This window comes from Amycolatopsis sp. A1MSW2902, from assembly GCF_017312175.1.
GTDB lineage: Bacteria > Actinomycetota > Actinomycetes > Mycobacteriales > Pseudonocardiaceae > Amycolatopsis > Amycolatopsis nivea.
This window is the reverse complement of record NZ_QJPO01000001.1, coordinates 5,672,555-5,694,046: the sequence shown is the minus strand read 5'-3', so window position 1 is coordinate 5,694,046 and position 21,492 is coordinate 5,672,555. Positions and strand designations below refer to the sequence as shown.

At 69.5% G+C, this 21,492-nt stretch carries 17 protein-coding genes; 6 read left to right on the top strand and 11 right to left on the bottom strand.

Annotated features, from left to right (window positions below; genetic code table 11):
* Nucleotides 1-18: 18 nt before the first annotated feature.
* Nucleotides 19-1,572: a DEAD/DEAH box helicase gene (locus tag DMP23_RS26110; RefSeq protein ID WP_337822804.1), complete on the bottom strand. Its 1,554-nt coding sequence runs from the start codon at nucleotides 1,570-1,572 to the stop codon at nucleotides 19-21.
* 278 nt (nucleotides 1,573-1,850) lie between these two features.
* Between DMP23_RS26110 and DMP23_RS26105 the strand changes: the two genes are divergently transcribed.
* Nucleotides 1,851-3,179 (top strand): serine hydrolase domain-containing protein, encoded by a 1,329-nt coding sequence (locus tag DMP23_RS26105; RefSeq protein ID WP_337822803.1) that lies wholly within the window; start codon nucleotides 1,851-1,853, stop codon nucleotides 3,177-3,179.
* Between the two features lie 12 nt (nucleotides 3,180-3,191).
* Nucleotides 3,192-4,919, top strand: a complete 1,728-nt coding sequence (locus DMP23_RS26100; protein ID WP_337822802.1) for an acyl-CoA dehydrogenase — start codon at nucleotides 3,192-3,194, stop codon at nucleotides 4,917-4,919.
* A 55-nt stretch (nucleotides 4,920-4,974) separates the two neighbouring features.
* Here DMP23_RS26100 and DMP23_RS26095 read toward each other — a convergent pair whose 3' ends face one another.
* Nucleotides 4,975-7,398, bottom strand: coding sequence for a Tex family protein (locus DMP23_RS26095; RefSeq protein ID WP_337822801.1), 2,424 nt, complete (start codon nucleotides 7,396-7,398; stop codon nucleotides 4,975-4,977).
* Between the two features lie 126 nt (nucleotides 7,399-7,524).
* Between DMP23_RS26095 and DMP23_RS26090 the strand changes: the two genes are divergently transcribed.
* A complete protein-coding gene (locus DMP23_RS26090) occupies nucleotides 7,525-9,021 on the top strand; it encodes a chitinase (RefSeq protein WP_337822800.1) in 1,497 nt (498 codons plus the stop codon).
* Here DMP23_RS26090 and DMP23_RS26085 read toward each other — a convergent pair.
* Nucleotides 8,993-10,468, bottom strand: a complete 1,476-nt coding sequence (locus DMP23_RS26085) for a flavin-containing monooxygenase (RefSeq protein ID WP_337822799.1) — start codon at nucleotides 10,466-10,468, stop codon at nucleotides 8,993-8,995. The two genes, DMP23_RS26090 and DMP23_RS26085, sit on opposite strands and share 29 nt — an antisense overlap.
* Before the next feature lie 80 nt (nucleotides 10,469-10,548).
* Complete coding sequence (locus DMP23_RS26080) at nucleotides 10,549-11,640, bottom strand: winged helix DNA-binding domain-containing protein (RefSeq protein ID WP_337822798.1); 1,092 nt, start codon at nucleotides 11,638-11,640, stop codon at nucleotides 10,549-10,551.
* 79 nt (nucleotides 11,641-11,719) lie between these two features.
* On the opposite strand from DMP23_RS26080, the gene DMP23_RS26075 reads away from it, so the two are divergent.
* On the top strand, nucleotides 11,720-12,736 hold the full coding sequence (locus DMP23_RS26075; protein ID WP_337822797.1) for an AraC family transcriptional regulator: 1,017 nt from the start codon (nucleotides 11,720-11,722) through the stop codon (nucleotides 12,734-12,736).
* On the opposite strand, the gene DMP23_RS26070 is transcribed toward DMP23_RS26075, so the two are convergent.
* Nucleotides 12,733-13,335, bottom strand: coding sequence for a TetR/AcrR family transcriptional regulator (locus DMP23_RS26070; protein ID WP_200864558.1), 603 nt, complete (start codon nucleotides 13,333-13,335; stop codon nucleotides 12,733-12,735). The genes DMP23_RS26075 and DMP23_RS26070 overlap by 4 nt on opposite strands.
* Nucleotides 13,336-13,498: 163 nt before the next feature.
* Here DMP23_RS26070 and DMP23_RS26065 point away from each other — a divergent pair, with 163 nt between their 5' ends.
* Nucleotides 13,499-13,789, top strand: coding sequence for a hypothetical protein (locus DMP23_RS26065; RefSeq protein ID WP_037811929.1), 291 nt, complete (start codon nucleotides 13,499-13,501; stop codon nucleotides 13,787-13,789).
* A gap of 78 nt (nucleotides 13,790-13,867) precedes the next feature.
* Here the strand turns inward: DMP23_RS26065 and DMP23_RS26060 are convergent, their stop codons facing one another.
* Both DMP23_RS26060 and DMP23_RS26055 read right to left on the bottom strand, forming a co-directional pair.
* Nucleotides 13,868-15,181, bottom strand: coding sequence for an MFS transporter (locus DMP23_RS26060; protein ID WP_337822796.1), 1,314 nt, complete (start codon nucleotides 15,179-15,181; stop codon nucleotides 13,868-13,870).
* Complete coding sequence (locus tag DMP23_RS26055) at nucleotides 15,178-16,404, bottom strand: M20 metallopeptidase family protein (RefSeq protein WP_238607954.1); 1,227 nt, start codon at nucleotides 16,402-16,404, stop codon at nucleotides 15,178-15,180. Before DMP23_RS26055 ends, DMP23_RS26060 begins: the two co-directional genes overlap by 4 nt.
* Before the next feature lie 119 nt (nucleotides 16,405-16,523).
* On the opposite strand from DMP23_RS26055, the gene DMP23_RS26050 reads away from it, so the two are divergent.
* Nucleotides 16,524-17,555, top strand: a complete 1,032-nt coding sequence (locus DMP23_RS26050; RefSeq protein ID WP_337822795.1) for an Lrp/AsnC family transcriptional regulator — start codon at nucleotides 16,524-16,526, stop codon at nucleotides 17,553-17,555.
* Here the strand turns inward: DMP23_RS26050 and DMP23_RS26045 are convergent.
* The 4 genes from DMP23_RS26045 to paaI are packed head-to-tail and all read right to left on the bottom strand — an operon-like array spanning nucleotide 17,524 to nucleotide 21,424.
* The gene (locus DMP23_RS26045; protein ID WP_337822794.1) at nucleotides 17,524-19,125 is read right to left on the bottom strand and encodes an SMI1/KNR4 family protein; all 1,602 of its coding nucleotides are present in this window, start codon (nucleotides 19,123-19,125) and stop codon (nucleotides 17,524-17,526) included. The genes DMP23_RS26050 and DMP23_RS26045 overlap by 32 nt on opposite strands.
* A 39-nt stretch (nucleotides 19,126-19,164) precedes the next feature.
* Nucleotides 19,165-19,755 (bottom strand): TetR/AcrR family transcriptional regulator, encoded by a 591-nt coding sequence (locus DMP23_RS26040; RefSeq protein ID WP_037811921.1) that lies wholly within the window; start codon nucleotides 19,753-19,755, stop codon nucleotides 19,165-19,167.
* Nucleotides 19,752-21,032, bottom strand: coding sequence for a phenylacetate--CoA ligase PaaK (gene paaK, locus DMP23_RS26035; RefSeq protein WP_337822793.1), 1,281 nt, complete (start codon nucleotides 21,030-21,032; stop codon nucleotides 19,752-19,754). The genes DMP23_RS26040 and paaK overlap by 4 nt, the downstream gene beginning before the upstream one ends.
* On the bottom strand, nucleotides 21,029-21,424 hold the full coding sequence (paaI, locus tag DMP23_RS26030) for a hydroxyphenylacetyl-CoA thioesterase PaaI (protein WP_037812143.1): 396 nt from the start codon (nucleotides 21,422-21,424) through the stop codon (nucleotides 21,029-21,031). The genes paaK and paaI overlap by 4 nt, the downstream gene beginning before the upstream one ends.
* Nucleotides 21,425-21,492: the final 68 nt, after the last annotated feature.

The following is a 21,492-nucleotide window of genomic DNA, read 5'->3' as shown; positions in this document are numbered from 1 at the left end:
GCCCGTCGGATTCTGTGCTCAGGCGCCCGGCTGCCGACGCCCGCCCGACGAGCCGTTGCGGCGGTTCCGCGGAGGCTGACCACCCGAGGCACCGCGGTCAGCACCGCCGGCGGCCCGGCGGCCGGTCGAGCCCGACCCGCGTCGCCCGGCCGAGGCCGAAGCACCCGAACCGCGGCGCTGGTCTTCCCGGCGGGCCTGGCCTGGCTGCCGTTCCGTGGAACGGGCCTCGCCGCCCTGTCGAGGTCCGCCGCGGCCGCTGGAGCGGCGGGGCTGCGAACCAGTCCGCGCGCCGAGTCCGCCTCGGTTTTCCGAGGGGGCGCCGCGGCGGCGGCCGGTGCCCGGTGCGGCACCGGAGGCGGTGACCGTCTTCGGGCGGTTGTCCACTACGGGGCGACGCGGCGAAGCGGTGAACGAGCGGTCCCCGGGGGCGAGTTCGGCCAGCAGCGGGTGGGTCGGCGAGATCCGCGTGGTGGTCGGCGAGATCCCGGCCTTTCGGGTGAGCGCACGGACGTCCGAGACCTGCTCGTCGGTCATCAGCGTCACCACGGTGCCCGACGCGCCCGCCCGGGCGGTGCGGCCGGAGCGGTGCAGGTACGCCTTGTGCTCGACCGGCGGGTCGGCGTGGATCACCAGCGTGACGTCGTCCACGTGGATGCCTCGGGCGGCGATGTCGGTGGCCACCAGGGTTTTCGCCGTGCCGGACGAGAACGCTTCCAGGTTGCGCGTGCGCGCGTTCTGGCCGAGGTTGCCGTGCAGTTCGACCGCGGGGACGCCGCTCGCGACCAGTTTGCGGGTGAGGGCCTTCGCGCGGTGCTTCGTGCGGGTGAAGACCAGGGTGCGGCCGGGAGCCGCGGTCAGGTCGACCAGTACCGGCAGGCGGTGGGTTTCCTCGAGGTGCAGCACGTGGTGCGTCATCGTCGAGACCGGGGACTGCGCCGAGTCGACGCTGTGCAGCATCGGGTCGTTCATGAAGCGCTTCGCGAGCACGTCGATGCCGTTGTCGAGGGTCGCGGAGAACAGCAGGCGCTGGCCGCGCTCGGGGGTGGCCGCCATGATGCGGCGGACCTCGGGCAGGAAGCCCAGGTCGGCCATGTGGTCGGCCTCGTCGAGGACGGTGATCTCGATCTTGTCCAGCTTCGCTTCGCCGGAGCGCATGTGGTCGGCGAGCCGGCCGGGGCAGGCGACGACGATGTCGACGCCGTCGCGCAGGCGGGTGATCTGCGGGTTCGCGCTCACGCCGCCGAAGATCGTGGTGGCCTTGAGGCCGAGCGGGCGCGCCAGCGGCACGATCGCGGCCTCGATCTGGGTGGCCAGTTCGCGCGTCGGGGCGAGGATCAGCGCCCGCGGACGGCCGGGGCGGCGCCGCGTGGGCCCGGCGGCGAGGCGGGCCAGCACGGGCAGCACGAAGCCGTAGGTCTTGCCGGAGCCGGTGCGGCCGCGGCCGAGCACGTCACGGCCCGCGAGCGTGTGCGGGAGCGTGGCGGCCTGGATCGGGAAGGGCTCGGTGACGCCCTGTGCGGCGAGCGCGTCGACAAGAGTCTTGGGCAGGCCGAGTTCGGTGAAAGTCGTCATGGGTTGGTGCGGACGCGAAAGCGTCCCGTATCTCCGTACGTAGCGCGGTTGTCCTGCCCGGCGCGGCCTCGGGTGGCTGCGGCGCGTGGTCGTCGACAACAGTGAAACGCGGTCCGAGGCAGAACTGAGCGGACCGCATCGCCCACTATACCGTCCCAAGATCCAGCGGGCTACGTGATATCGCCCGCAGGCCGCCACGCGCGAACCGACGAAGCGGGCGCGCGATGTTCGTCCGTTTCCACCATCGCCGCCGCGCACGCGGGTGCGAGGCTGGCCGCATGAGCACAGACGAACTCCGGGGACTGCTGGCGGAATGGGCGCGAGAAGCGAAAGTTCCCGGCGTCTCGGCCGGAATTTTCCACGAGGGCACGGAAACCCTGCTGACCGCAGGAGTGTCCAGTGTGGACACGGGAGCGCCGGTCGACGACGGCACCCTGTTCATGATCGGCTCCACCAGCAAGACGTTCGCCGCCGCCGCGGTGCTCGTGCTGGTCGAGGACGGCGTGCTCGAACTGGACCGGCCGGTGGTCGAGTACCTCCCGGAGCTGAGGCTCGCCGACCCGCTCGCCACCAAGACGGTGACGCTGCGCCACCTCCTCACGCATTCGTCCGGTTTCCTCGGCGACATCGAGGTCGACACCGGATGGGGCGACGACGCGCTCGCCCGCGCCGTGGGGCAGTTCGCCGAGCTGCCGCAGGTGTTCCCGGTCGGCGAGGTGTTCTCCTACTGCAACGCCGGCTTCCTGCTGGCCGGCCGCGTCGCCGAGGCGGTGTCCGGCGGCACTTACGAGGACCTGGTCCGCACCCGGCTGCTCGAACCGCTCGGGATGACCGACTCGTACTTCCAGCCCTGGGAGGTGCTGACCCGGCGGCACGCGGTCGGGCACGCGCTGCGCGAGGACGGTCCGGCGGCCGCGCACACCGTCGGCATCTCGCGGGCCGAAGCCGCGGCCGGCGGCCTCTGGTCGACCGCCCGCGACCAGCTGAAATGGGCTCGATTCCAGCTGACCGGCGCGGACGTGCTGAGCGACGAGACCCGCCGCCTCATGCACGCCGCGCAGCGCACGGGCGCGCTGCCGTTCGAGGAGGTCGGGCTGTCCTGGCTGCGGCTGAGCCACGGCGACGCCCAGGTGGTGCGGCACGGCGGCAACATCAGCAACCTGCAGCTGTCGGAGTTCGTGATGGTGCCGAGCGAGAACCTCGCGGTCACCGTCCTCACCAACAGCGCGGGCGGCGGCGCGCTCGGCCCGCGGATCGTCGACTGGTGCCTGGAGAACGTGGCTGACCTGCCGAAACCGGGCGGTCGTCCGACCCGGGCAGTCGACCCGGGCGACTGCCCTGGACGGTATCGGACCGGCTCGCTGATCTTCGAAATCACCGAACGCGACGGCTCGCTCTGGGCGCAGATGATCCTCGACACCGAGGATCCGGACATCCTCTCCGCGCCGCCGTTCGAGGTCGTCTTCGTCGACGACGACGTGCTCGCCCGCGCCTCCGACACCAGCAGGCCGAGCGCCCGTTTCCGGCGCGACGGCCACGGCCGGGTGGACGCGGTGGAGTTCGGCGGCCGCACCGCGCTAAAGTTACCGGGCAGTAATATCGGCTGACCTGGAGATGCGATGAGCGAAACGGCGACAGCGCTGCTGAACCCGCGCGACTACGACGCCCGGAAGTTCGACCCGGAGACCCAGCGGCTGCTGCGGGCGACGATCGACTGGTTCGAAGCGCGCGGCAAACGCCGTCTCGCGCAGGCGTACCACGACCGCGAGTTCTACGCCGACTTCCTGGAGTTCGCGGGCAAGGAAGGCCTGTTCGCCACGTTCCTCACCCCGGCCGCGGATTCCGCCGGCGACCCGGACAAGCGCTGGGACACCAGCCGGATCGCCGCGCTGGCGGAAATCCTCGGCTTCTACGGGCTCAACTACTGGTACCCATTTCAGGTCACCGTCCTCGGACTCGGACCGGTGTGGCAGAGCGGGAACGCGGCCGCCCGCAAGCGTGCCGCGGAGGCGCTGGCCGAGGGCGGCGTCGGCGCGTTCGGACTGTCCGAAAAGGAGCACGGCGCGGACATCTACTCGTCCGACCTCGTGCTCACCCCGGACGGCGAGGGCGGCTACCGCGCGAACGGGTCGAAGTACTACATCGGCAACGGGAACTGCGCGCGCACCGTTTCGGTGTTCGGCCGGATCGACGGCGTCGAAGGGCCCGAGCAGTACGTGTTCTTCTACGCCGATTCCGAGCACCCGAACTACCACGTCGTGAAGAACATCGTGCCGTCGCAGATGTACGTCGCGGAGTTCCGGCTCGAGGACTACCCGGTGCGCGCCGAGGACATCCTCCACACCGGGGCGGAAGCCTTCAGCGCCGCGCTGAACACGGTCAACATCGGCAAGTTCAACCTGAGCTTCGGCGGCATCGGGATGGCGACGCATTCGCTGTACGAGGCGATCACGCACGCGCAGAACCGGATCCTGTACGGCAACCCGGTCACCGATTTCCCGCACGTGCGCCGCGAATTCGTCGAGGCGTACGCGCGGCTGACCGGGATGAAGCTGTTCTCCGACCGCGCGATCGACTACTTCCGCTCGGCGAACCAGCAGGACCGCCGCTACCTGCTGTACAACCCGATCACCAAGATGAAGGTGACCACCGAGGCGCAGAAGGTGATCGGGCTGGTCGCGGATGTCGTGGCGGCCAAGGGTTTCGAGGCCGACACCTATCTCGCGATGGCCAAGAACGACATCGACGGCCTGCCCAAGCTGGAGGGCACGGTCGCGGTGAACCTCGCGCTGATCGCGAAGTTCATGCCCGCGTACCTGTTCGCGCCGCAGGAATACCCGGCGGTGCCGACCCGCGACGACGCCTCCGACGACGACTTCCTGTTCCGGCAGGGCCCGGCGCGCGGGCTGTCGAAGATCCGGTTCCACGACTGGAAACCGGCGTACGAGAACGCGAAGCACCTGCCGAACGTCGCCCGCTTCACCGAGCAGGCAGGCGTGCTGGTGCGGCTGCTTTCCGAGGCGACGCCGGACGAGGCGCAGCAGAAGGATCTGGACTTCGGCCTCGCGCTGACCGAACTGTTCACGCTCGTCGTGTACGGGCAGCTGATCCTGGAGCAGGCTGAGCTGACCGGCGTGTCAGACGATGTGCTGGACCAGCTGTTCGCGGTGCTGGTGCAGGACTTCAGCGTCGCCGCGGTCGATCTGCACGGCAAGTCGAGCTCGACCGAGAAGCAGCAGGAGCTGGCGCTGGCCGGGCTGCGGAAGCCGGTCGTGGATGCCGAGCGGTTCGGTCGCGTGTGGGAAAAGGTGCGCGAGCTTTCCGGCGCGTACGAGATGAATCCCTGAGCCCAGACAACGAAAACGGCCTCCCGAGCAGTTCGGGAGGCCGTTTTCCGTTGTGCTACTTGCCGAATCCGGCGCGCCGCAGCGCGTCCGCCATCGCGCCGCCGCCCCCGGAATCACGACGGTCCCGGCCGCCGCCGCGCTGCTGCGGCTGGTTTCGGCGCTGACCGCCGCCGCCCTGACCGCCGCCACCGCCGCCCTGGCCGCGATCACGTCCGCCGCCACCGCCGCGGTTGTTGCCCGCACCCGGCTCGTCGTCCAGGCGCAGCGTCAGCGAGATCCGCTTGCGCGGCACGTCGACGTCCAGCACCTTCACCTTGACGATGTCGCCCGGCTTCACGACGTCGCGCGGGTCCTTCACGAAGTTCTTCGACAGCGCCGAAACGTGCGCGAGACCGTCCTGATGCACGCCGACGTCGATGAACGCGCCGAACGCCGCCACGTTCGTCACCACGCCCTCCAGGCGCATGCCCGGCTTGAGGTCGCCGATCTTCTCGACGCCCTCGGCGAAGGTCGCGGTCTTGAACGCCGGACGCGGGTCGCGGCCCGGCTTCTCCAGTTCGGACAGGATGTCGGTGACCGTCGGGAGCCCGAAGGTGTCGTCGACGAACTCCGTGGGCTTCAGCGCCTGCAGGGTCCGGGCGTTGCCGATCAGCTCGCGGATGCCGGTGCCGGTGCGGTCGAGGATCCGCCGCACCACCGGGTACGCCTCCGGGTGCACCGAGGACGCGTCGAGCGGGTCGTCGCCGTCCGGGATCCGGAGGAAGCCCGCGCACTGCTCGAACGCCTTCGGGCCGAGCCGCGCGACGTCCTTGAGCGCGGTCCGCGAGCGGAACGGGCCGTTGGAGTCGCGGTGCGCCACGATGTTCTCCGCGAGCGAGGTCGTGATGCCCGAAACCCGCGTGAGCAGCGGGGCGGACGCGGTGTTCACGTCCACGCCGACCGCGTTCACGCAGTCCTCGACCACCGCGTCCAGCGAACGCGACAGCGACACCTCGGACAGGTCGTGCTGGTACTGGCCGACGCCGATCGACTTCGGGTCGATCTTCACCAGTTCGGCCAGCGGGTCCTGCAGCCGGCGGGCGATCGAGACCGCGCCGCGCAGCGAGACGTCCATGCCCGGCAGTTCCTGCGAAGCGAACGCCGACGCCGAGTACACCGACGCGCCCGCCTCGGAGACCACGGCCTTGGTGAGCTTCAGCTCCGGGTGCTTCTTGATCAGCTCGATCGCCAGCTTGTCGGTCTCGCGCGAGGCGGTGCCGTTGCCGATCGAGATCAGGTCGACGTTGTGCTTCCCGGCCAGCACGGCCAGTTCGGCGATCGACTGGTCCCACTTGTTCGCCGGCTGGTGCGGGTAGATGACGTGGGTGTCGACGACCTTGCCGGTCGCGTCGACCACGGCCACCTTCACGCCGGTGCGGAAGCCCGGGTCGAGGCCCATCGTCGCGCGGGTGCCCGCCGGGGCGGCCAGCAGGAGGTCGCGCAGGTTCGCGGCGAACACGCGCACGGCGTCGTCCTCGGCCGACTGGCGCAGCCGCATCCGCAGGTCGATGCCAAGGTGCAGGAGGATCTTCGTGCGCCAGGCCCAGCGCACGGTGTCGCCGAGCCACTTGTCGGCCGGACGGTCCTGCTGGCTGATGCCGAACCGGGCGGCGATGCGCTGCTCGTACTCGGTCGGGCCGACGCGCGGCGGGGCGTCCTCGGCGACCGGCTCGGAAGGCTCCATCGACAGGTCGAGGATTTCTTCCTTCTCGCCGCGGAGCATCGCGAGGATCCGGTGCGAGGGGAGCTTGGTGTAGGGCTCGGAGAAGTCGAAGTAGTCGGAGAACTTGGCCCCGTCGGTCTCCTTGCCCGCGCGGACCTTCGACGCCAGATGGCCCTCGATCCACATCTTCTCGCGCAGCTCGCCGATCAGGTCGGCGTCCTCGGCGAAGCGCTCGACCAGGATGGCGCGCGCGCCGTCGAGGGCGGCCTGCGCGTCCGCGACGCCCTTGTCCGCGTCGACGAACACCGCGGCGGCCGCCTGCGGATCGGTCGTCGGGTCGTTCAGCAGGCCGTCGGCCAGCGGCTCCAGACCGGCCTCGCGGGCGATCTGCGCCTTGGTGCGCCGCTTCGGCTTGTAAGGCAGGTAGATGTCCTCCAGCCGCGACTTCGTGTCCGCGGCGAGGATCTGCGCCTCGAGCGCCTCGTCCAGCTTGCCCTGGCTCCGGATGGACTCCAGGACCGCGGCGCGGCGCTCGTCGAGCTCGCGCAGGTAGCGCAGCCGCTCCTCGAGCGTGCGCAGCTGCGCGTCGTCCAGCTCTCCGGTGACTTCCTTGCGGTACCGGGCGATGAACGGCACCGTGGACCCCTCGTCGAGGAGGGTGACGGCGGCCTTGACCTGCCCTTCGCGCACCCCCAGCTCTTCGGCGATCCGCTGTTCGACCGACTGCACGCTCAAAACCAGGCTCCTGCTTCGTCTCGGGTTGCTCCGAGCCTGCATTGTGCCGCTGCCCGCCCCGCGCGCTGCGGATGGCCCGCCGAAGCACCTCCGGAAGTTCCTTGACATCCGTATTGGTCTAGTCCATTTTGAGGTGATCTGGCTCACTGCCCCTGCGGAGGTCTGCCCGTGTCCCCACACCCGTCCCCCCGGCGGCTGCCCGCCCTGGTGTCCCTGCTGGCCTCGGTCGCGCTCGCGCTCGGAGTCACGCTGGCCCTCGGCACCACCAGCGCGTCGGCCGCGAACATACTCGCCAACCCCGGCTTCGAGAGCGGCTCGCTCTCCGGCTGGACCTGCACCGGCACCTCGTCGGTCGTCTCGACCCAGGCACACGACGGCAGCCACTCGCTGAGCGCGGCGCCCTCCGGTTCCGACACCGGGCAGTGCTCCCAGCAGGTCACCGTGCAGCCCAACACCGCGTACAAGCTGTCCGCGTGGGTCCAGGGCAGCTACGTCTACCTCGGCGTCTCCGGTTCGGCCGTGCAGAACACCTGGACGCCTGGAGCGACCGGCTGGCAGCAGCTCAGCCTGAGCTTCACCACCGGCTCGTCCACGAGCCTCACGGTGTACCTGCACGGCTGGTACGGCCAGCCCGCCTACCTCGCCGACGACGTCAGCCTCGACGGCCCGGGCACCCCGCCCACGACCTCCGCTTCGCCGACGACGCCCACGACCCCGACCACTCCGACCACGCCGCCGACGACCACCACGACCAGCACTCCGCCGCACAACGGCGACCTGCCGAAGCACATCCTCACCGGCTACTGGCAGAACTTCGACAACGGCGCGAAGACCCTGAAGCTCGCTGACGTGCCCACGACGTACAACGTCATCGCGATCGCCTTCGCCGACGCCACCACGACGCCCGGCGCGGTGAGCTTCACGCTCGACCCGGCGTTGTCGTCCAAACTCGGCGGCTACACCGACGCACAGTTCCGCGCGGACATCAAGACCGTGCAGGCACGCGGCCAGAAGGTGATCATCTCGGTCGGCGGCGAGAAGGGCACGATCAGCGTCGGCGACAGCCAGTCGGCGAGCAACTTCGCCAACTCGGTGAAGCAGCTGATCTCGACCTACGGCTTCGACGGCGTCGACATCGACCTGGAGAACGGCATCAACGCCACCTACATGGGGCAGGCGCTGCGCAGCATCCACGACGGCGGCGGCTCGGTGATCACCATGGCGCCGCAGACGATCGACATGCAGTCCACCCAGGGCGGCTACTTCCAGCTGGCGCTGAACGTCAAGGACATCCTCACCGTCGTCAACATGCAGTACTACAACTCGGGCGCGATGAACGGCTGCAACGGGAACGTCTACTCCCAGGGCACCGTCGACTTCCTCACCGCGCTCTCGTGCATCCAGCTGCAGGGCGGACTGCGGGCCGACCAGGTCGCGTTCGGGCTGCCGTCCTCGGGCTCGGCGGCCGGCGGCGGGTACCAGTCGCCGTCGAACGTCGTGTCGGCGATGAACTGCATGGCCAAGGGCACCGGCTGCGCTTCGTTCAAGCCTTCGACGACCTACCCGGAGTTCCGCGGCGCGATGACCTGGTCCATCAACTGGGACGCGTCGAACGGCTACTCCTTCGCCAACACGGTCAGCGCGGGCCTGAAGAACCTGCCCTGATCGAACGCACCAGGTAGTCGGCCGGGTCGAGTGCCCTGGTCCGGCGGTCGTATTCGGTGACCAGCCCGGGCCAGTTGGTGCTCACCCGGCCGTTCTCCTGCCGGTACCAGCTGGTGCACCCGCTCCAGACGCTGTGCGAGAGCCGCGCCTGCACCTCGCGGTCGTAGCGCTCCTCGACCTCGGCGCGCACCTCCAGCGACGCCACGCCCGGCCGGGCGAGGTGCTCGACGGCCTGGCGGAGGTAGCGGGCTTGCCGTTCGATCATGTAGATGATCGAACCCGCGCCGAGGTTGGTGTTGGGGCCGTAGACGCAGAACAGGTTCGGGAATCCCGGCACCGTCATGCCGAGGTACGCCCGCGCGCCGCCGCTCCACGCCTCGGCCAGCGACCGTCCGTCGCGGCCGAACACCTTCATCGGACCGAGGAATTCCGTCGCCTTGAACCCGGTGCCGTAGATCAGCACGTCCGCCTCGTGCTCGACGCCGTCCGTGGTGCGCACGCCGCGCGGGGTGATCTCCTTGATCGAGGACGTTTCGACCGACACGTTCGGCTGGGCGAGCGCGGGCAGGTAGTCGTTGGTGAACAAGATCCGCTTGCAGCCCAGCGGATAGTCCGGCTTGACCTTGCGGCGCAGCGTGCGGTCCTTGAGGTGACGGCGGCGCAGTTGAGCGGTGCGCAGTTCGAAGGCCTTGGTCAGCACCGGGTGCCGCGTCATGCCGTAGGTCGCGTACTCGGCGAGCAGGAAGATCCGCGCGCGGCCGAACAGCTGCGTCTTCGGCACGCGGCGGAAAAGCCGCTTCTGCCAGGCTTTGTAGCGGCCGTCGTTCTTGGCCATGATGTAGGGCGGCGTGCGCTGGAAGACGGTGACGTGCGCGGCTTCCTTGCGGATCTCCGGCACGAACTGGATCGCGCTCGCGCCGGTGCCGATCACCGCGATCCGCTTGCCCGCCAACGGGATTTCGTGATTCCACTCCGCGGAGTGGAAGGCCGCTCCCGCGAAGGTTTCGCGGCCGGGGATCGACGGCAAGGCGGGCCGGGAAAGCTGGCCGACGGCGGGCACGAAGACGTCTGCCTCGAAGGTTTCGCCCTGTGCGGTCTCGACGCGCCAGCGGCCGTCGTCGTAGGTCGCGGACGTGACCTCGCGGCCGTACCGGATGTGCGGTTCGATGCCGTATTTCGCGATCACGCGCTTGAGGTAGGCGTGGATGTCCGGCTGCATCGCGTACCGCTTCGGCCAGTCCGGATTGGGCTCGAAGGAGAACGAATACAGCGGCGACGGGATGTCGCAGGCCGCGCCGGGGTAGGTGTTCTCGCGCCACACGCCGCCCGGTTCGGCCGCCCGCTCGAGGATCGTGACGTTCGGGAAACCGGCGCGCTTCAGCTCGATCGCGGCGCCGATTCCGCCGAACCCGGTGCCGACTATCAGCACCGACGGGGTGTCGTCCATAGGCCGAAGTTACGCAGGCGGCCGCCGGTGCGGAAGGCACGAACGGCCACTCGATCGAGAATTCCGGCCAGCGGACGCGACTACCCGGGCACGACCTGGACCTCGTGCGTCTTGCCGGGCTCGGCCCACGCGAGCAGCTTCCGCGCGGAGCTCTCCAGCGCGGCGGTGTCACGTTTCGCGAGCCGTTCGAACGGGGTGAGGACCATCGTCGCCGACGCGCGGTTGGTGGTGGTCTCCCAGATTCCCCGGACCTGGCCGTCGACCAGCAGGGTGCCTTTGACCAGGCCGTTGATGGTGATCACGCGTTTGCGGTGCTCGTCGCTGATCATCCGCGTGCGGTCGGCGTAGGACAGCAGCATCTGGTCGAACGGACCGAGCAGCCTCGTCGGCGCGGGCGTGTCCTCGTCGGGCAGCGTCGCGTCCGGCAGGTCGTAGAGCGTGCGTCCTTCGGGGTCGAGGTACGTGCGCAAGTCCATCTCCTCGACCACCTCGCCGAGCTTCGTGAAGCCAGCCCAGGCCTGCACGTCGGCCACCGTCGCCGGGCCGAACGCGGCGAGATAGCGGCGGACCAGTTCGGCGGCGGACTGCTCCGGCGCGTCGACGCCGTCGAGCCAGTGGTCCGCGACCTGGTAGGTGGGCTGCCCGGCCTTGCCCCACACGCCGCGCGGCGGGATCTGCACGAGCGGCAGGATGGCGCGGACCAGGAACATCAGCGACCCGGCCGGCGTCTCCGGATAGTGCTCGACCAGCGCTTTGCCGAGCTGATCGCTCGAATACGGCCGCTCGCGCAGCAGCTCGCTGGTCGTCTTCGCCACCGCGTCGTGGTCGAGTTTGGACAGCGGTTCCCGATGCTGGTTGGCCGCGGTCAGGGCGCGGTCCATGACGATCTGCACCAGCGGCCGCCACGCGAGCGCGTCCGCGGCCGGGACGAGGTGCACCGTGCCGCGCATCAGCACCGTCCGCACCACGCTGCGGTCGAGCAGCAGGCTCGCGAGATCGTCCGGCTGGAAGTCCTGCAACCGGCACCACAGCGCGTAGTACGGCGGGAATGGCGCTTGCGCTTGCAGCCCGGCGAGGTGGGTGACGGCGTCGAGCACCGGCATCTTGGCGGGCTTCAGGAGCAGTTGCCGGTGGAGGGTGGCGCGGTTGAGGACGCGGTGGGAAAGGTGCACGGCGGGAGCTTAACGAGCAACCCGGACAGTTTTGGCCCTCGAACGCACGCGGGCGGGCGGTTGATCCATAATTCCGGCCATGGCCGAGCTAGCCGCACCCGCCATCCGCGACTGGGACTACCCGCGCGGCACGGCGAGTGTGCTGCTCATGCACCGCTTCGCCGAGGAACGCGGCGTCTCGCTGCCCGGAGTGCCGGTCGAGGAACTGCGCGCGCCGGATCGGCAGCTCGACGCGCGGCAGGAGCTGGCCGTCGTGCGGGCATTGCTGTCGACGGTCGGCTCGGGGGACGACGTCGCGCTCAGCCTCGGCTGCCGGTACCGCGCGACGACGTTCGGCATCTTCGGTTTCGCCTGCATCAGCAGCCCGACGATGCGCGACGCGATGGTGTTCGCGTTGCGCTACCTGGATTTGTCCTTCACCTTCTGCATTCCGCACGTCGAGCTGGACGCCGCCGGACTCCGCCTGGTGCTGGACGATTCGCGGGTGCCGGACGACGTCGCCCGGTTCCTCGCGCTGCGCGACCTGTCCGCGATCTGCACGGTCATGCGGGACCTGCTGCCGGAGATCTCCTTGGAACGCCTGGAGTTCCGCTTCCCATCCTCGTCCTTTGTGGACTCTTATCGGATGGCCTTCGGTGTCGCTCCGGTCTTCGGCGCGGCCGAACACCGGGTCACCCTCGATCCGGAGCTGCTGAACCTTCCGCTGCCGCAGGCCAACGAGCAAACCGTCGCCTTGTGCGCCGCGCAGTGCGACGCTCTCGTCGCCCGCCGCCGCACGCGCTCGGGCGTCCCGCAGCTGGTGCGCGAACGACTGGTGCGGCTCGGCGGCGCGGACGCCGGGATGGACGAGATCGCCCGGCAACTCACCCTCAGCACGCGAACCCTGCGACGGCGGCTGACCGAGGCGGGTACCGGCTACCGGCAACTGCTGGACGAAGTCCGGCAGACGCTCGCGGAAGAAATGCTCGACACCGGCGTGCTGTCCGTCGACGACGTCGCCCTGCGCCTGGGCTACGCCGAAGCGTCGAGCTTCATCTACGCCTTCAAACGCTGGACCGGGACGACTCCGGCCGCGTACGCCCGCCGCAACCGTTAGTTCTTTTGCGCCAGTACCGCCGGATAGGTGACTTCCAGCAGCTGCACCAGCGATTCCACCAGGAACGCACGCAGTTCGGCCCGCTCCAGCGTGCCGCGGACCAGCCATTCCCGGGACGCGGCGCGCAACATCCCGCCGTACGCGCGGATCATCGCCCGCAGCTGCGGATGCCCGTTCTCGGGCAGCTGGGCGGCGGCGAGGACGCGGTCGGCGGCGATCTCGTCCGCCTCGCGCATGATCCGCTCGACCTCCGGGTCGTGCGCCGCGTCGATCACGGTCAGCCAGGCGTCGCGGTTGCGCTCCACGACGTCGATCCACCGGTCGATGCCGACCTCGAGCCGCAGCCGGGGCGGGCCGTCCGGCAGCGCGTCGACGACCGGGGCGGGCACGATCGTCATCTGCCGCACCACTTCGAGGTACAGCTCGCGTTTGCCGCCGAAATAGTGGTTGATCAGCGGCCGGGCGACTCCCGCGGCGGCCGCGATGTCCGAAGTGGACACCGAGGAGTAGCTGCCGGCGCCGAAGCACCGCCGGGCCGCGGCGAGGATCTCGGCGCGGCGCTGCGCGGGGTCCAGCCGCCGCCGAGATCCGCTGTTCACCGGGCCAGCCTCGCCGCCGGGCGAGGTCGTTGTCAACACGTTGCGAAGCGCCCGGCGGCGTCGGCGCCGGATGCCGTTACCCAACCGGAACAACCGGCCGGTAACTCCGGCCGCCCCGGGCGCGACCTTCAGCCGGGGGACGTGGGGCGAGCGGGAGCGGGCGATGGACGGCACGGACCAGCAGCCGCGGCCGTCCGGCCGATGGGTCGGGGTGCGGTTGCACTACCGGCATGTGCGGATGGACGACCGGCCGTGCGCGACCGGCTGCCCGGAGGACGAGCTGACGGTTTCGTATCCGGGGATACTGATCAGCAGCTACGACGACGGCGAACTGGTGGAGGAACGCTGGGTGCCGCTGGGAGCGGACCCGAGCGAGGACGACGACGAGGCCCTGATCGAACAGCTGCGCGCGGCACTGTGGTGGCAGCTGGGCGAGACTCAGGCGGACAGCTGACTCACGCCGACGGCCGTGCGGGGAACCCCGCACGGCCGCGTGGCGAACTGTCCACAAGCGACGGACGGTGGCTCCGCCCTACGCTCCTGACCCGGTGACCGCCCGGTCGGCCGTCTCAGTCTTCTCCCGCAGGTCCACGCCCCGGGTCTCCGGCAGCGTGAACACCACCAGCGCGCTGATCACCATCAGCACGATCCCGTAGACGATGAACAGCGACGGATGTCCGTTACCGGCGAACAGCGTCTGCAAGTACGGTGCCGTGCCGCCGAACGCCGCGACCGCGATCGAGTACGGGACTCCGACGCCCACCGCGCGGATGCGGGTCGGGAAGATTTCCGCGTAGACCGCCGGGCCGATGGAGGAGAACCCGGCCATGAAGATCAGCGCGATCGACATCGCCACGAACAGCTGCCACGCCTCGTGTCCGACCATCGCGTTCAGCGGGAAGCTCAGCAGGAGCAGGCCCGCGATCGCGATGAACAACACCGGCTTGCGGCCGATGCGGTCGGACACGATTCCCCACAGCGGCAAGGCGATCAGGAAGACCACGTTCGCGAACACGCCCGCCCACAGCGCGCCGGTCGGCGGGACGCCGCGCACAGTGATCGCGTACGACGGCGCGGCGACGGCCCACATGTAGTAGATGACCGTCGCGCCGACCGTCAGGCCGATGACCTGGGCGAGCAGCTTCGGGTTCTGCTTGATCGTCCGCCAGATCTGGCCCTTTTCCTTCCCGGCGTCCTTCTTCGCCGCCTGGAAGACCTCGGTCTCGCGCATGCGGAGCCGCACGTAGAGCGAGTAGATCCCGAAGACGCCGCCGAGGATGAACGGGATTCGCCAGCCGAAGGAGAGCATCTGCTCGTGGGTCAGCACGCCGGAGAGGACCGCGCCGAGCAGGGTGCCGACGAGGACGCCGCAGGTGCCGGAGAAGTAGATCAGGCTCGACCACAGTCCGCGGCGGGCCGGCGGGGCGACCTCGGCGATGTAGGTCTGCGCGGACGGCAGTTCGCCGCCGTGCGCGAGGCCCTGCGCCAGCCGCGCGACCACGAGGATCACCGACGCCCACACGCCGATTTGGCCGTACGTCGGGGAAAGCCCGATGACCAGGCTGCCCGCGGCGGCGATCGCGACGGTCAGCGCCATCGCCAGCTGACGGCCCTTGCGGTCGGCGATCCAGCCGAACACCCAGCCGCCGATCGGCCGCGCGGCGAACCCGACCGCGAATACCGCGAGCGTGCTTAGCAAAGCCGAAACGGCGCTGTGGGCGTTGAAGAACTGCGCGGCGAAGAACGACGCGAACGTGGCGTAGACGTTCCAGTCGAACCACTCCATCGCGTTGCCGGCGCCGAGCCCGAACAGGGTGCGGCGCCGGTCTGGAACCACAGAAGTCATCGCAATGCTCCTTCGGCGAACCGGTCGAGACGGCGGACGGCGAGTTCGGCGTAGACGGTGGCGGCGCGGGACAGCACGGACGGGTCGAAATCGGCATACGGGCTGTGGTTGTTGGGCGCGGTGTCCGGTTCGAGGCCCGGCATCAGCGCGCCGAGGCCGAGGAATGTGCCCGGCACCGCGGCGAGCACGCGGGAGAAGTCCTCGGAACCGGCGACCGGGTTGGGCAGATCGGTGTAGTACTGCTCGCCGATCGTCTCGCGGACGACCTCGGCACCGAACGCCGTTTCGTCGACATCCGTTACGGTCACTGGATATTCGTTCTCGAACACGACGTCCGCGGTGACGCCGTTCGCCCGCGCGACACCGTCGATCGTCTCGCGGATCGTGGTGTCCAGCAGGGCGGCGGTGTCGTCGGAGAAGCAGCGGACGGTGGCCTCGAACTCGGCGGTCGCGGGGATGACGTTGCGTTTCGTGCCGCCGCGGATGACGCCGACGGTGAGCACCGCCGGGTCGAAGATGTCCAGGCGACGCGTGATCATCGTCTGCAGCGCGGTGATCATCGCCGCGGCGGCGGAGATCGGGTCCTTGGCACGGTGCGGCATCGACCCGTGGCCGCCTTCGCCGTGCACGGTCACGAGCAGCTTGTGCGAGGCCGACATCAGCGTCCCGGGACGGCTCGCGAACTGGCCGCTGGGCAGCATCGACGAGAAGACGTGGAGCCCGTACGCGGCGTCGACGCGTCGGCCGGCGGCGTCGAGCACGCCTTCCTTCAGCATCACGCCCGCGCCGTCCCAGCCTTCTTCGCCGGGCTGGAACATCAGGACGACGTCGCCGTTGATCCGGTCGCGGTGCGTGTGGAGCAGCCGGGCAGCGCCGACCAGCGACGTGGTGTGCAAGTCGTGGCCGCACGCGTGCATCGCGCCGTTGGTAGCGGCGAAATCGAGCCCGGTCGCTTCCTGGACCGGGAGCGCGTCCATGTCGGCGCGCAACAGGACCGTGCGCGGCTGGGCCGAATCCCGGGCGGAGCCTTCGCCGCGAAGCACCGCGGTCACCGACGTCGTGCCGGTTCCGGTGGAGATCTCCAGCCCGAGCCCGTCGAGCTCGCGCAGGACCCGTTCCTGGGTGCGCGGCAGGTCGAGGCCGATCTCGGGCTCGCGGTGCAGTTCCTGGCGCAGCCGCGCCAGATCGTCCTGCTGGCTGCGGGCGTCTTCGTGGAGGTCCACCGGCTCGGCTCCTCTTCGTCGGGGAACGGCGTCTTGGTGGTCGAGTGTGCGAACTCACGCCTGATATCGCGTTAGAGTTGTCGGAATCGCTCGCGAACCGGCCCTCTGGAGAAGAAACAATGATCGACTCACTGGAGGAGGAAGACTTTTCGCTCATCCACGCACTGCAACTGCGCCCCCGCGCCACCTGGACGCAACTGGCCGCGGCGCTCGACTCCTCCCCGGTGACGCTGGCCCGGCGCTGGGAACGCCTGCGCGACGGGGGAGCGGCGTGGGTGACGGCATATCCGCACGTGCCCGGGCTGTACCAGGTGCAGGCGGCGTACGTGGAAATTCGCTGTGCGAGCGGCCAGGTACGCGAGCTGATTCGGGAGCTGGCGACATGGCCTTCGGTGGCCAGCATCGAGGAGGCTTCGCGCGAATACAGCCTGGTGCTGACCGTTTTCGGCCTCGGTCTGCGCGACCTGTCCGCCTTACTGCTGGACGCGATCCCCAGCCTGCCCGGCGTGCTCAACACTCGCTCGCACCTCGCGTCGCGACTGCACGTCGAAGGCAGCTCCTGGCGAGTAGGCGCGCTGGATCGGCGGCGCGTGCAGGCCCTGTCGCAACTACCGTCCATCGGCGGTGGGCGGATGGCCAAACTGCAGCCGTGGGAAGAGCCTTACGCGCCTTTGACTGTCGCCTTGGGCGAGGACGGTCGACGCAGCGCCGCTGATCTGGCGCGGATCACCGGCCGTCCGGTGTCGACCGTGCGCCGCCAGCTCGGACACCTGCTGAACGCGGATGCTTTGACGTTCCGCTGCGAGATCGCGCAGGGACTGACGCCGTCGCCGATCGTCGTGAACTGGTGGTGCCAAGTGCCGGTGGCCCACGTGTCGACGTGCGTGGACCGGTTGCGCGCCAACCCGACCGTGCGGCAGACGGCGAGTTTGCCGGGGCCGGCGAATCTTCTGGTGACCACGTGGATGCGGTCGATCGAGGAATCGATGCGGATGCAGGAACACCTGGAACAGGACCTCGCGCCGCTGTCGGTGGTGGACTCGGCGCTGATCCTGCGGACGGTCAAGCGAATGGGCTGGCTGCTGGACGATTTGGGGCGCAGCACGGGGTTCGTGGTGACTATGCCCGCTCCGGCTCGGGAGGAGCGCTGAGCGAACCGGTGAACTCCTGCAGGTGGACGTCGGCGTCGCGGAGCTGACGGAGGAACTCGACGGCGTCGGGGAGCAGGACGCGGCCGGAGACGGTCAGGGCGGCCAGCTGGGGGAGACGGTGGCCGGAGGCCAGGAGACGGGTGAGCTGGTTCGCGTCGAGGGTGAGCACGCCCAGGGCTGGCAGGTGGGCGAGTTGGTCGATTGCCGGGATGTCGAGTCCGGAGATGGCAAGCCGGGTGAGGTTCGGGAGGGTGGCCAGTGGGGACAGGTCGACTGGGTGGGTGAGGTCGCTGAGGGTGAGATCCCACAGGGTTGGATGACCGGCGAGTGCCTTGAGGTCGGTCTGTTCGGCGGCGATGGTGAGGGATTCCAGGAGCGGTAGGTTCGTCACAGTGGGAGTCACAGTTTTCGCGCCGCGCACGCCGATGTCGCGCAGCGAGCGGAGCGGCTCGAACACAGTAAAGTCGAGGTCTCCGTCGTGGCGGAGGTAGCAGGCCTGGACCAGTTCCGGATGTTCGGCACCGGCGATCGCCTCAACCGGATCCGCCCCATCGCGAACGCTCTCGGCGGGGTCCCGCACCGGCAGATCGGTAAAGGACGCGTGGACTTCGATCCGCTGATCGCCTTCGTGCAGGGTGTAGCGGCCCGCGCGCAGCGCTTTCACCACTTCCTCGATCATCTCGGTGACCGAAGTGCCGACCAGGCGCGGCGTTTCGGAGAAGTCGCCGTACGCGAGCACTTGGCCCGGCTTCCCCTCGATGTCCGGATCGAGGTCAACAGCGAGATACTCGCCGCCGTGGTTGCCGCCGAAGGTCACCCACCAGTCATTGCGAAACACGCGCTTGAGCCGCCCCGGCGGATCGGCGTCGAACACGGGGCAAGTGTCTTCCAGCGGGCTGTCGAACGAGACTCCGGCGCATGAGCCGGGCAGGCCGTCGTGGTACTCCCTGACCAACGTCTCCAGGGAATCGTGGGCGTAGTAGCTGAGCAGCCCGGTCTCACCGGAATCCTCGCCGACCAACCGGAAAAGCGCGCGCAGGTCTTCCGGCAGCCGAACCCCGACCTGAGTTTCCGCCGCGGCGATTTCCTCCTCGCTGGCTCCGGGAGCCCACTCGGGGGCGTGTCCCATGATCGCGGTGTACCGCTCGGCGAACTCTCCGACGAGAGCGCCGACTTCCCGCAGTACCGCCGGATCGGTCGGCCTCCCGGTCGGCTCGATGCCCGCTGGTCTCGGCATGCCGGGCACTGGGTGCCCCGGGTAGCGGAAATCCGGGTCGAACACGAAGCGGGCCCGCTCGGTCAGCAGCTCGATGTCGGAGCTGAACGAGAACCGGTAACTGCCGTCCCGGCGCAGCCGCATTTCGTACACTCCATGCGGCAAGTCGGGCGGGAACACCCCGAAGGTGTCGACGTACAGGTTCGGGTCCTCCGGCGGCCCCTCGTCCAGCCACTCCGCGGCCCGTATTCCCCGGCCGTGCCACGATATCTGCAGCACCGCATCCGACCGGCGGCCGCCGACCGCGTTGCGGACCCGTTCTGCCAGAGTCCGCCCGATCTCCCCCAAGTCCACAAGATCAGCCTAGCGAGAAACGCCCCCCGACAGAGGGGATCAAGCACGCAATCCGTCGAACGCCATCTTGCACACCGCGTCCGCCAGTTCCTCCGGGGACGACCCCCGCCGCGGCCGGTACCACTCGATCAGCGAGTTCACCGTGCCGAACAACAACCGCGCCGCGATCGCCGGGTCGATATCCGGGCGGACATCCCCCTCAGCTTCGGCCTGCTTGACCAGATCCGTCACCAGATGGTCGAACTCGCGCCGCCGCGCCAACGCCGCTCGCTCGGCCTTCGTATTGCCCCGCACCCGCAGCAGCAGCGTCACGAACGGCAGCCGGTCCGCCAGCACCAGCACGCTTCCGCGCACCAGGTGTTCCAGACGGTCGATCGCCCGTCCGTCGAGAGCTTCCGTCGATTCCGCGACCTCGAACAGTCCGTCCAAGGCCCGGCCCACCGCCAGCCGCAGCAGTTCTTCCTTGCTCGGCACGTGGTGGTAGATCGCGGATTTCGTGATGCCGAGCTTGCGCGACAGGTCCTCCATGCTGGTCCCGTCGTAGCCGCGGTCGTTGAAAAGCTTGACCGCGACCTGGAGCAGCGATTCCAGGTCGTAGCCAGGCCGGCCGCGGCGGGCGGGGGCGGTCACGAGCGTTCGTCCAGCACGCGGCGCATTTTACCGAGCGAGCGCTCGAGGGTGTCCGGGTCCACGACCTCCACCGAAACGCTCACGCCGACGCCGTCCTTCACCCCGGCGGCCACCAGCGCGGCGGCAGCGTTCCGGGCTTCGGCGGTCGTCTCGGCGCGGGCTTCGACGCGCACCGTCAGGTGGTCCAGGCGGCCTCGGGTCGAGCGGACCAGCTGGAAGTGCGGGCTCAATCCCTCGGTGCGCAGCACGATTTCCTCGATCTGCGTCGGGAAAACGTTGACCCCGCGCAAAATGATCAGGTCGTCGCTGCGTCCGGTGACCTTCTCCATCCGGCGGAACGCGGGACGCGCGGTGCCGGGCAGCAGGCGGGTCAGGTCGCGGGTGCGGTAGCGGATGATCGGCAGCGCCTGCTTGGTCAGCGACGTGAACAGCAGTTCGCCGCGTTCGCCCTCGGGCAGCACCTGATCGGTGAACGGGTCGATCACCTCGGGGAAGAAGTGGTCCTCCCAGATGTGCAGGCCGTCCTTGGTTTCCGCGCATTCCTGCGCGACGCCGGGGCCCATCACCTCGGACAGGCCGTAGATGTCGACCGCGTCCAGCGCGAACTGTTCCTCGATCTCGGACCGCATCTGCTCGGTCCACGGCTCCGCGCCGAAAATGCCCACCTTCAGCGAACTGGCCCTCGGATCCACGCCCTGGCGCTCGAACTCGTCGAGCAGCGTCAGCATGTACGACGGCGTGATCATGATGATTTCCGGCTTGAAGTCCGTGATCAGCTGGACCTGCCGGGCGGTCATGCCGCCGGACGCCGGGATCACCGTGCAGCCGAGCTTTTCCGCGCCGTAGTGCGCGCCGAGCCCGCCGGTGAACAGGCCGTAGCCGTACGCGACGTGCACCTTGTGCCCGGGCCGTCCGCCCGCGGCGTGGATCGAGCGCGCCATCACGGTGGCCCACGTGTCCAGGTCCTTCTCGGTGTAGCCGACGACGGTCGGCTTCCCGGTGGTGCCGCTCGACGCGTGCAGCCGGCGGATCTGGTCCTGCGGCACGGCGAACATCCCGAACGGGTAGCTCTCGCGCAGGTCGGCCTTGGTGGTGAAGGGGAACTTCGCCAGGTCGCCCAGTTCGCGGCAGTCGTCGGGGTGCACCCCGGCGTCGTCGAACTTCTTGCGGTACAGCGGGACGTTCTCGTACGCGTGCCGCAGGGTCCACTGCAGCCGTTCAAGCTGGAGTGCGGCCAGCTCGTCGGCGCTGACGTTTTCGGCGAGGGTGGGGGTCACTGTGCTTCCCGGGTCTTCTCGATGACGCGGCTGCGGCCGCGGAATTCGGCGACGACTTCGGGCCCGCCGGGGGTCTCCCGGTGCACCGTGACGTCGTAGATGCCGTTGCGGCCGTAGCGGGTGCGCTCGGCGGCCGTCGCGACGAGGTGGTCGCCCAGTTTCCCGGCGGCGACGAACGAGATCTCCGCGCCCGAGGCGACGGTGACCGGCCCGTGCGTGTTGCAGGCCAGGGCGAAAGCGGTGTCGGCGAGCAGGAACACGTAACCGCCGTGGGCGATGTCGTGCCCGTTGACCATCGTCTCGGTGACCTTCATCGTGGCCACCGCCCTGCCGTCGGCGGCCTCGACGAGTTCGATGCCGAGAGAGCGGGACGCCTCGTCGGTGTCGAACATGGCGTGCGCGGCGTTGCGGGTCACGAGCTAGCCCTCCGGGACGGTGACTTACTGACCGAATGGCCGGT

Excerpts from the sequence above, each read along its gene's own strand:
- DMP23_RS26095 (WP_337822801.1), bottom strand. The coding sequence starts at position 7,398 with ATGCAGGCTCGGAGCAACCCGAGACGAAGCAGGAGCCTGGTTTTGAGC.
- DMP23_RS26075 (WP_337822797.1), top strand. The coding sequence starts at position 11,720 with ATGGCCGAGCTAGCCGCACCCGCCATCCGCGACTGGGACTACCCGCGC.
- DMP23_RS26065 (WP_037811929.1), top strand. The coding sequence starts at position 13,499 with ATGGACGGCACGGACCAGCAGCCGCGGCCGTCCGGCCGATGGGTCGGG.
- paaI (WP_037812143.1), bottom strand. The coding sequence starts at position 21,424 with ATGTTCGACACCGACGAGGCGTCCCGCTCTCTCGGCATCGAACTCGTC.
- DMP23_RS26085 (WP_337822799.1), bottom strand. The coding sequence starts at position 10,468 with ATGGACGACACCCCGTCGGTGCTGATAGTCGGCACCGGGTTCGGCGGA.
- DMP23_RS26105 (WP_337822803.1), top strand. The coding sequence starts at position 1,851 with ATGAGCACAGACGAACTCCGGGGACTGCTGGCGGAATGGGCGCGAGAA.
- DMP23_RS26060 (WP_337822796.1), bottom strand. The coding sequence starts at position 15,181 with ATGACTTCTGTGGTTCCAGACCGGCGCCGCACCCTGTTCGGGCTCGGC.
- DMP23_RS26110 (WP_337822804.1), bottom strand. The coding sequence starts at position 1,572 with ATGACGACTTTCACCGAACTCGGCCTGCCCAAGACTCTTGTCGACGCG.
- DMP23_RS26100 (WP_337822802.1), top strand. The coding sequence starts at position 3,192 with ATGAGCGAAACGGCGACAGCGCTGCTGAACCCGCGCGACTACGACGCC.
- DMP23_RS26050 (WP_337822795.1), top strand. The coding sequence starts at position 16,524 with ATGATCGACTCACTGGAGGAGGAAGACTTTTCGCTCATCCACGCACTG.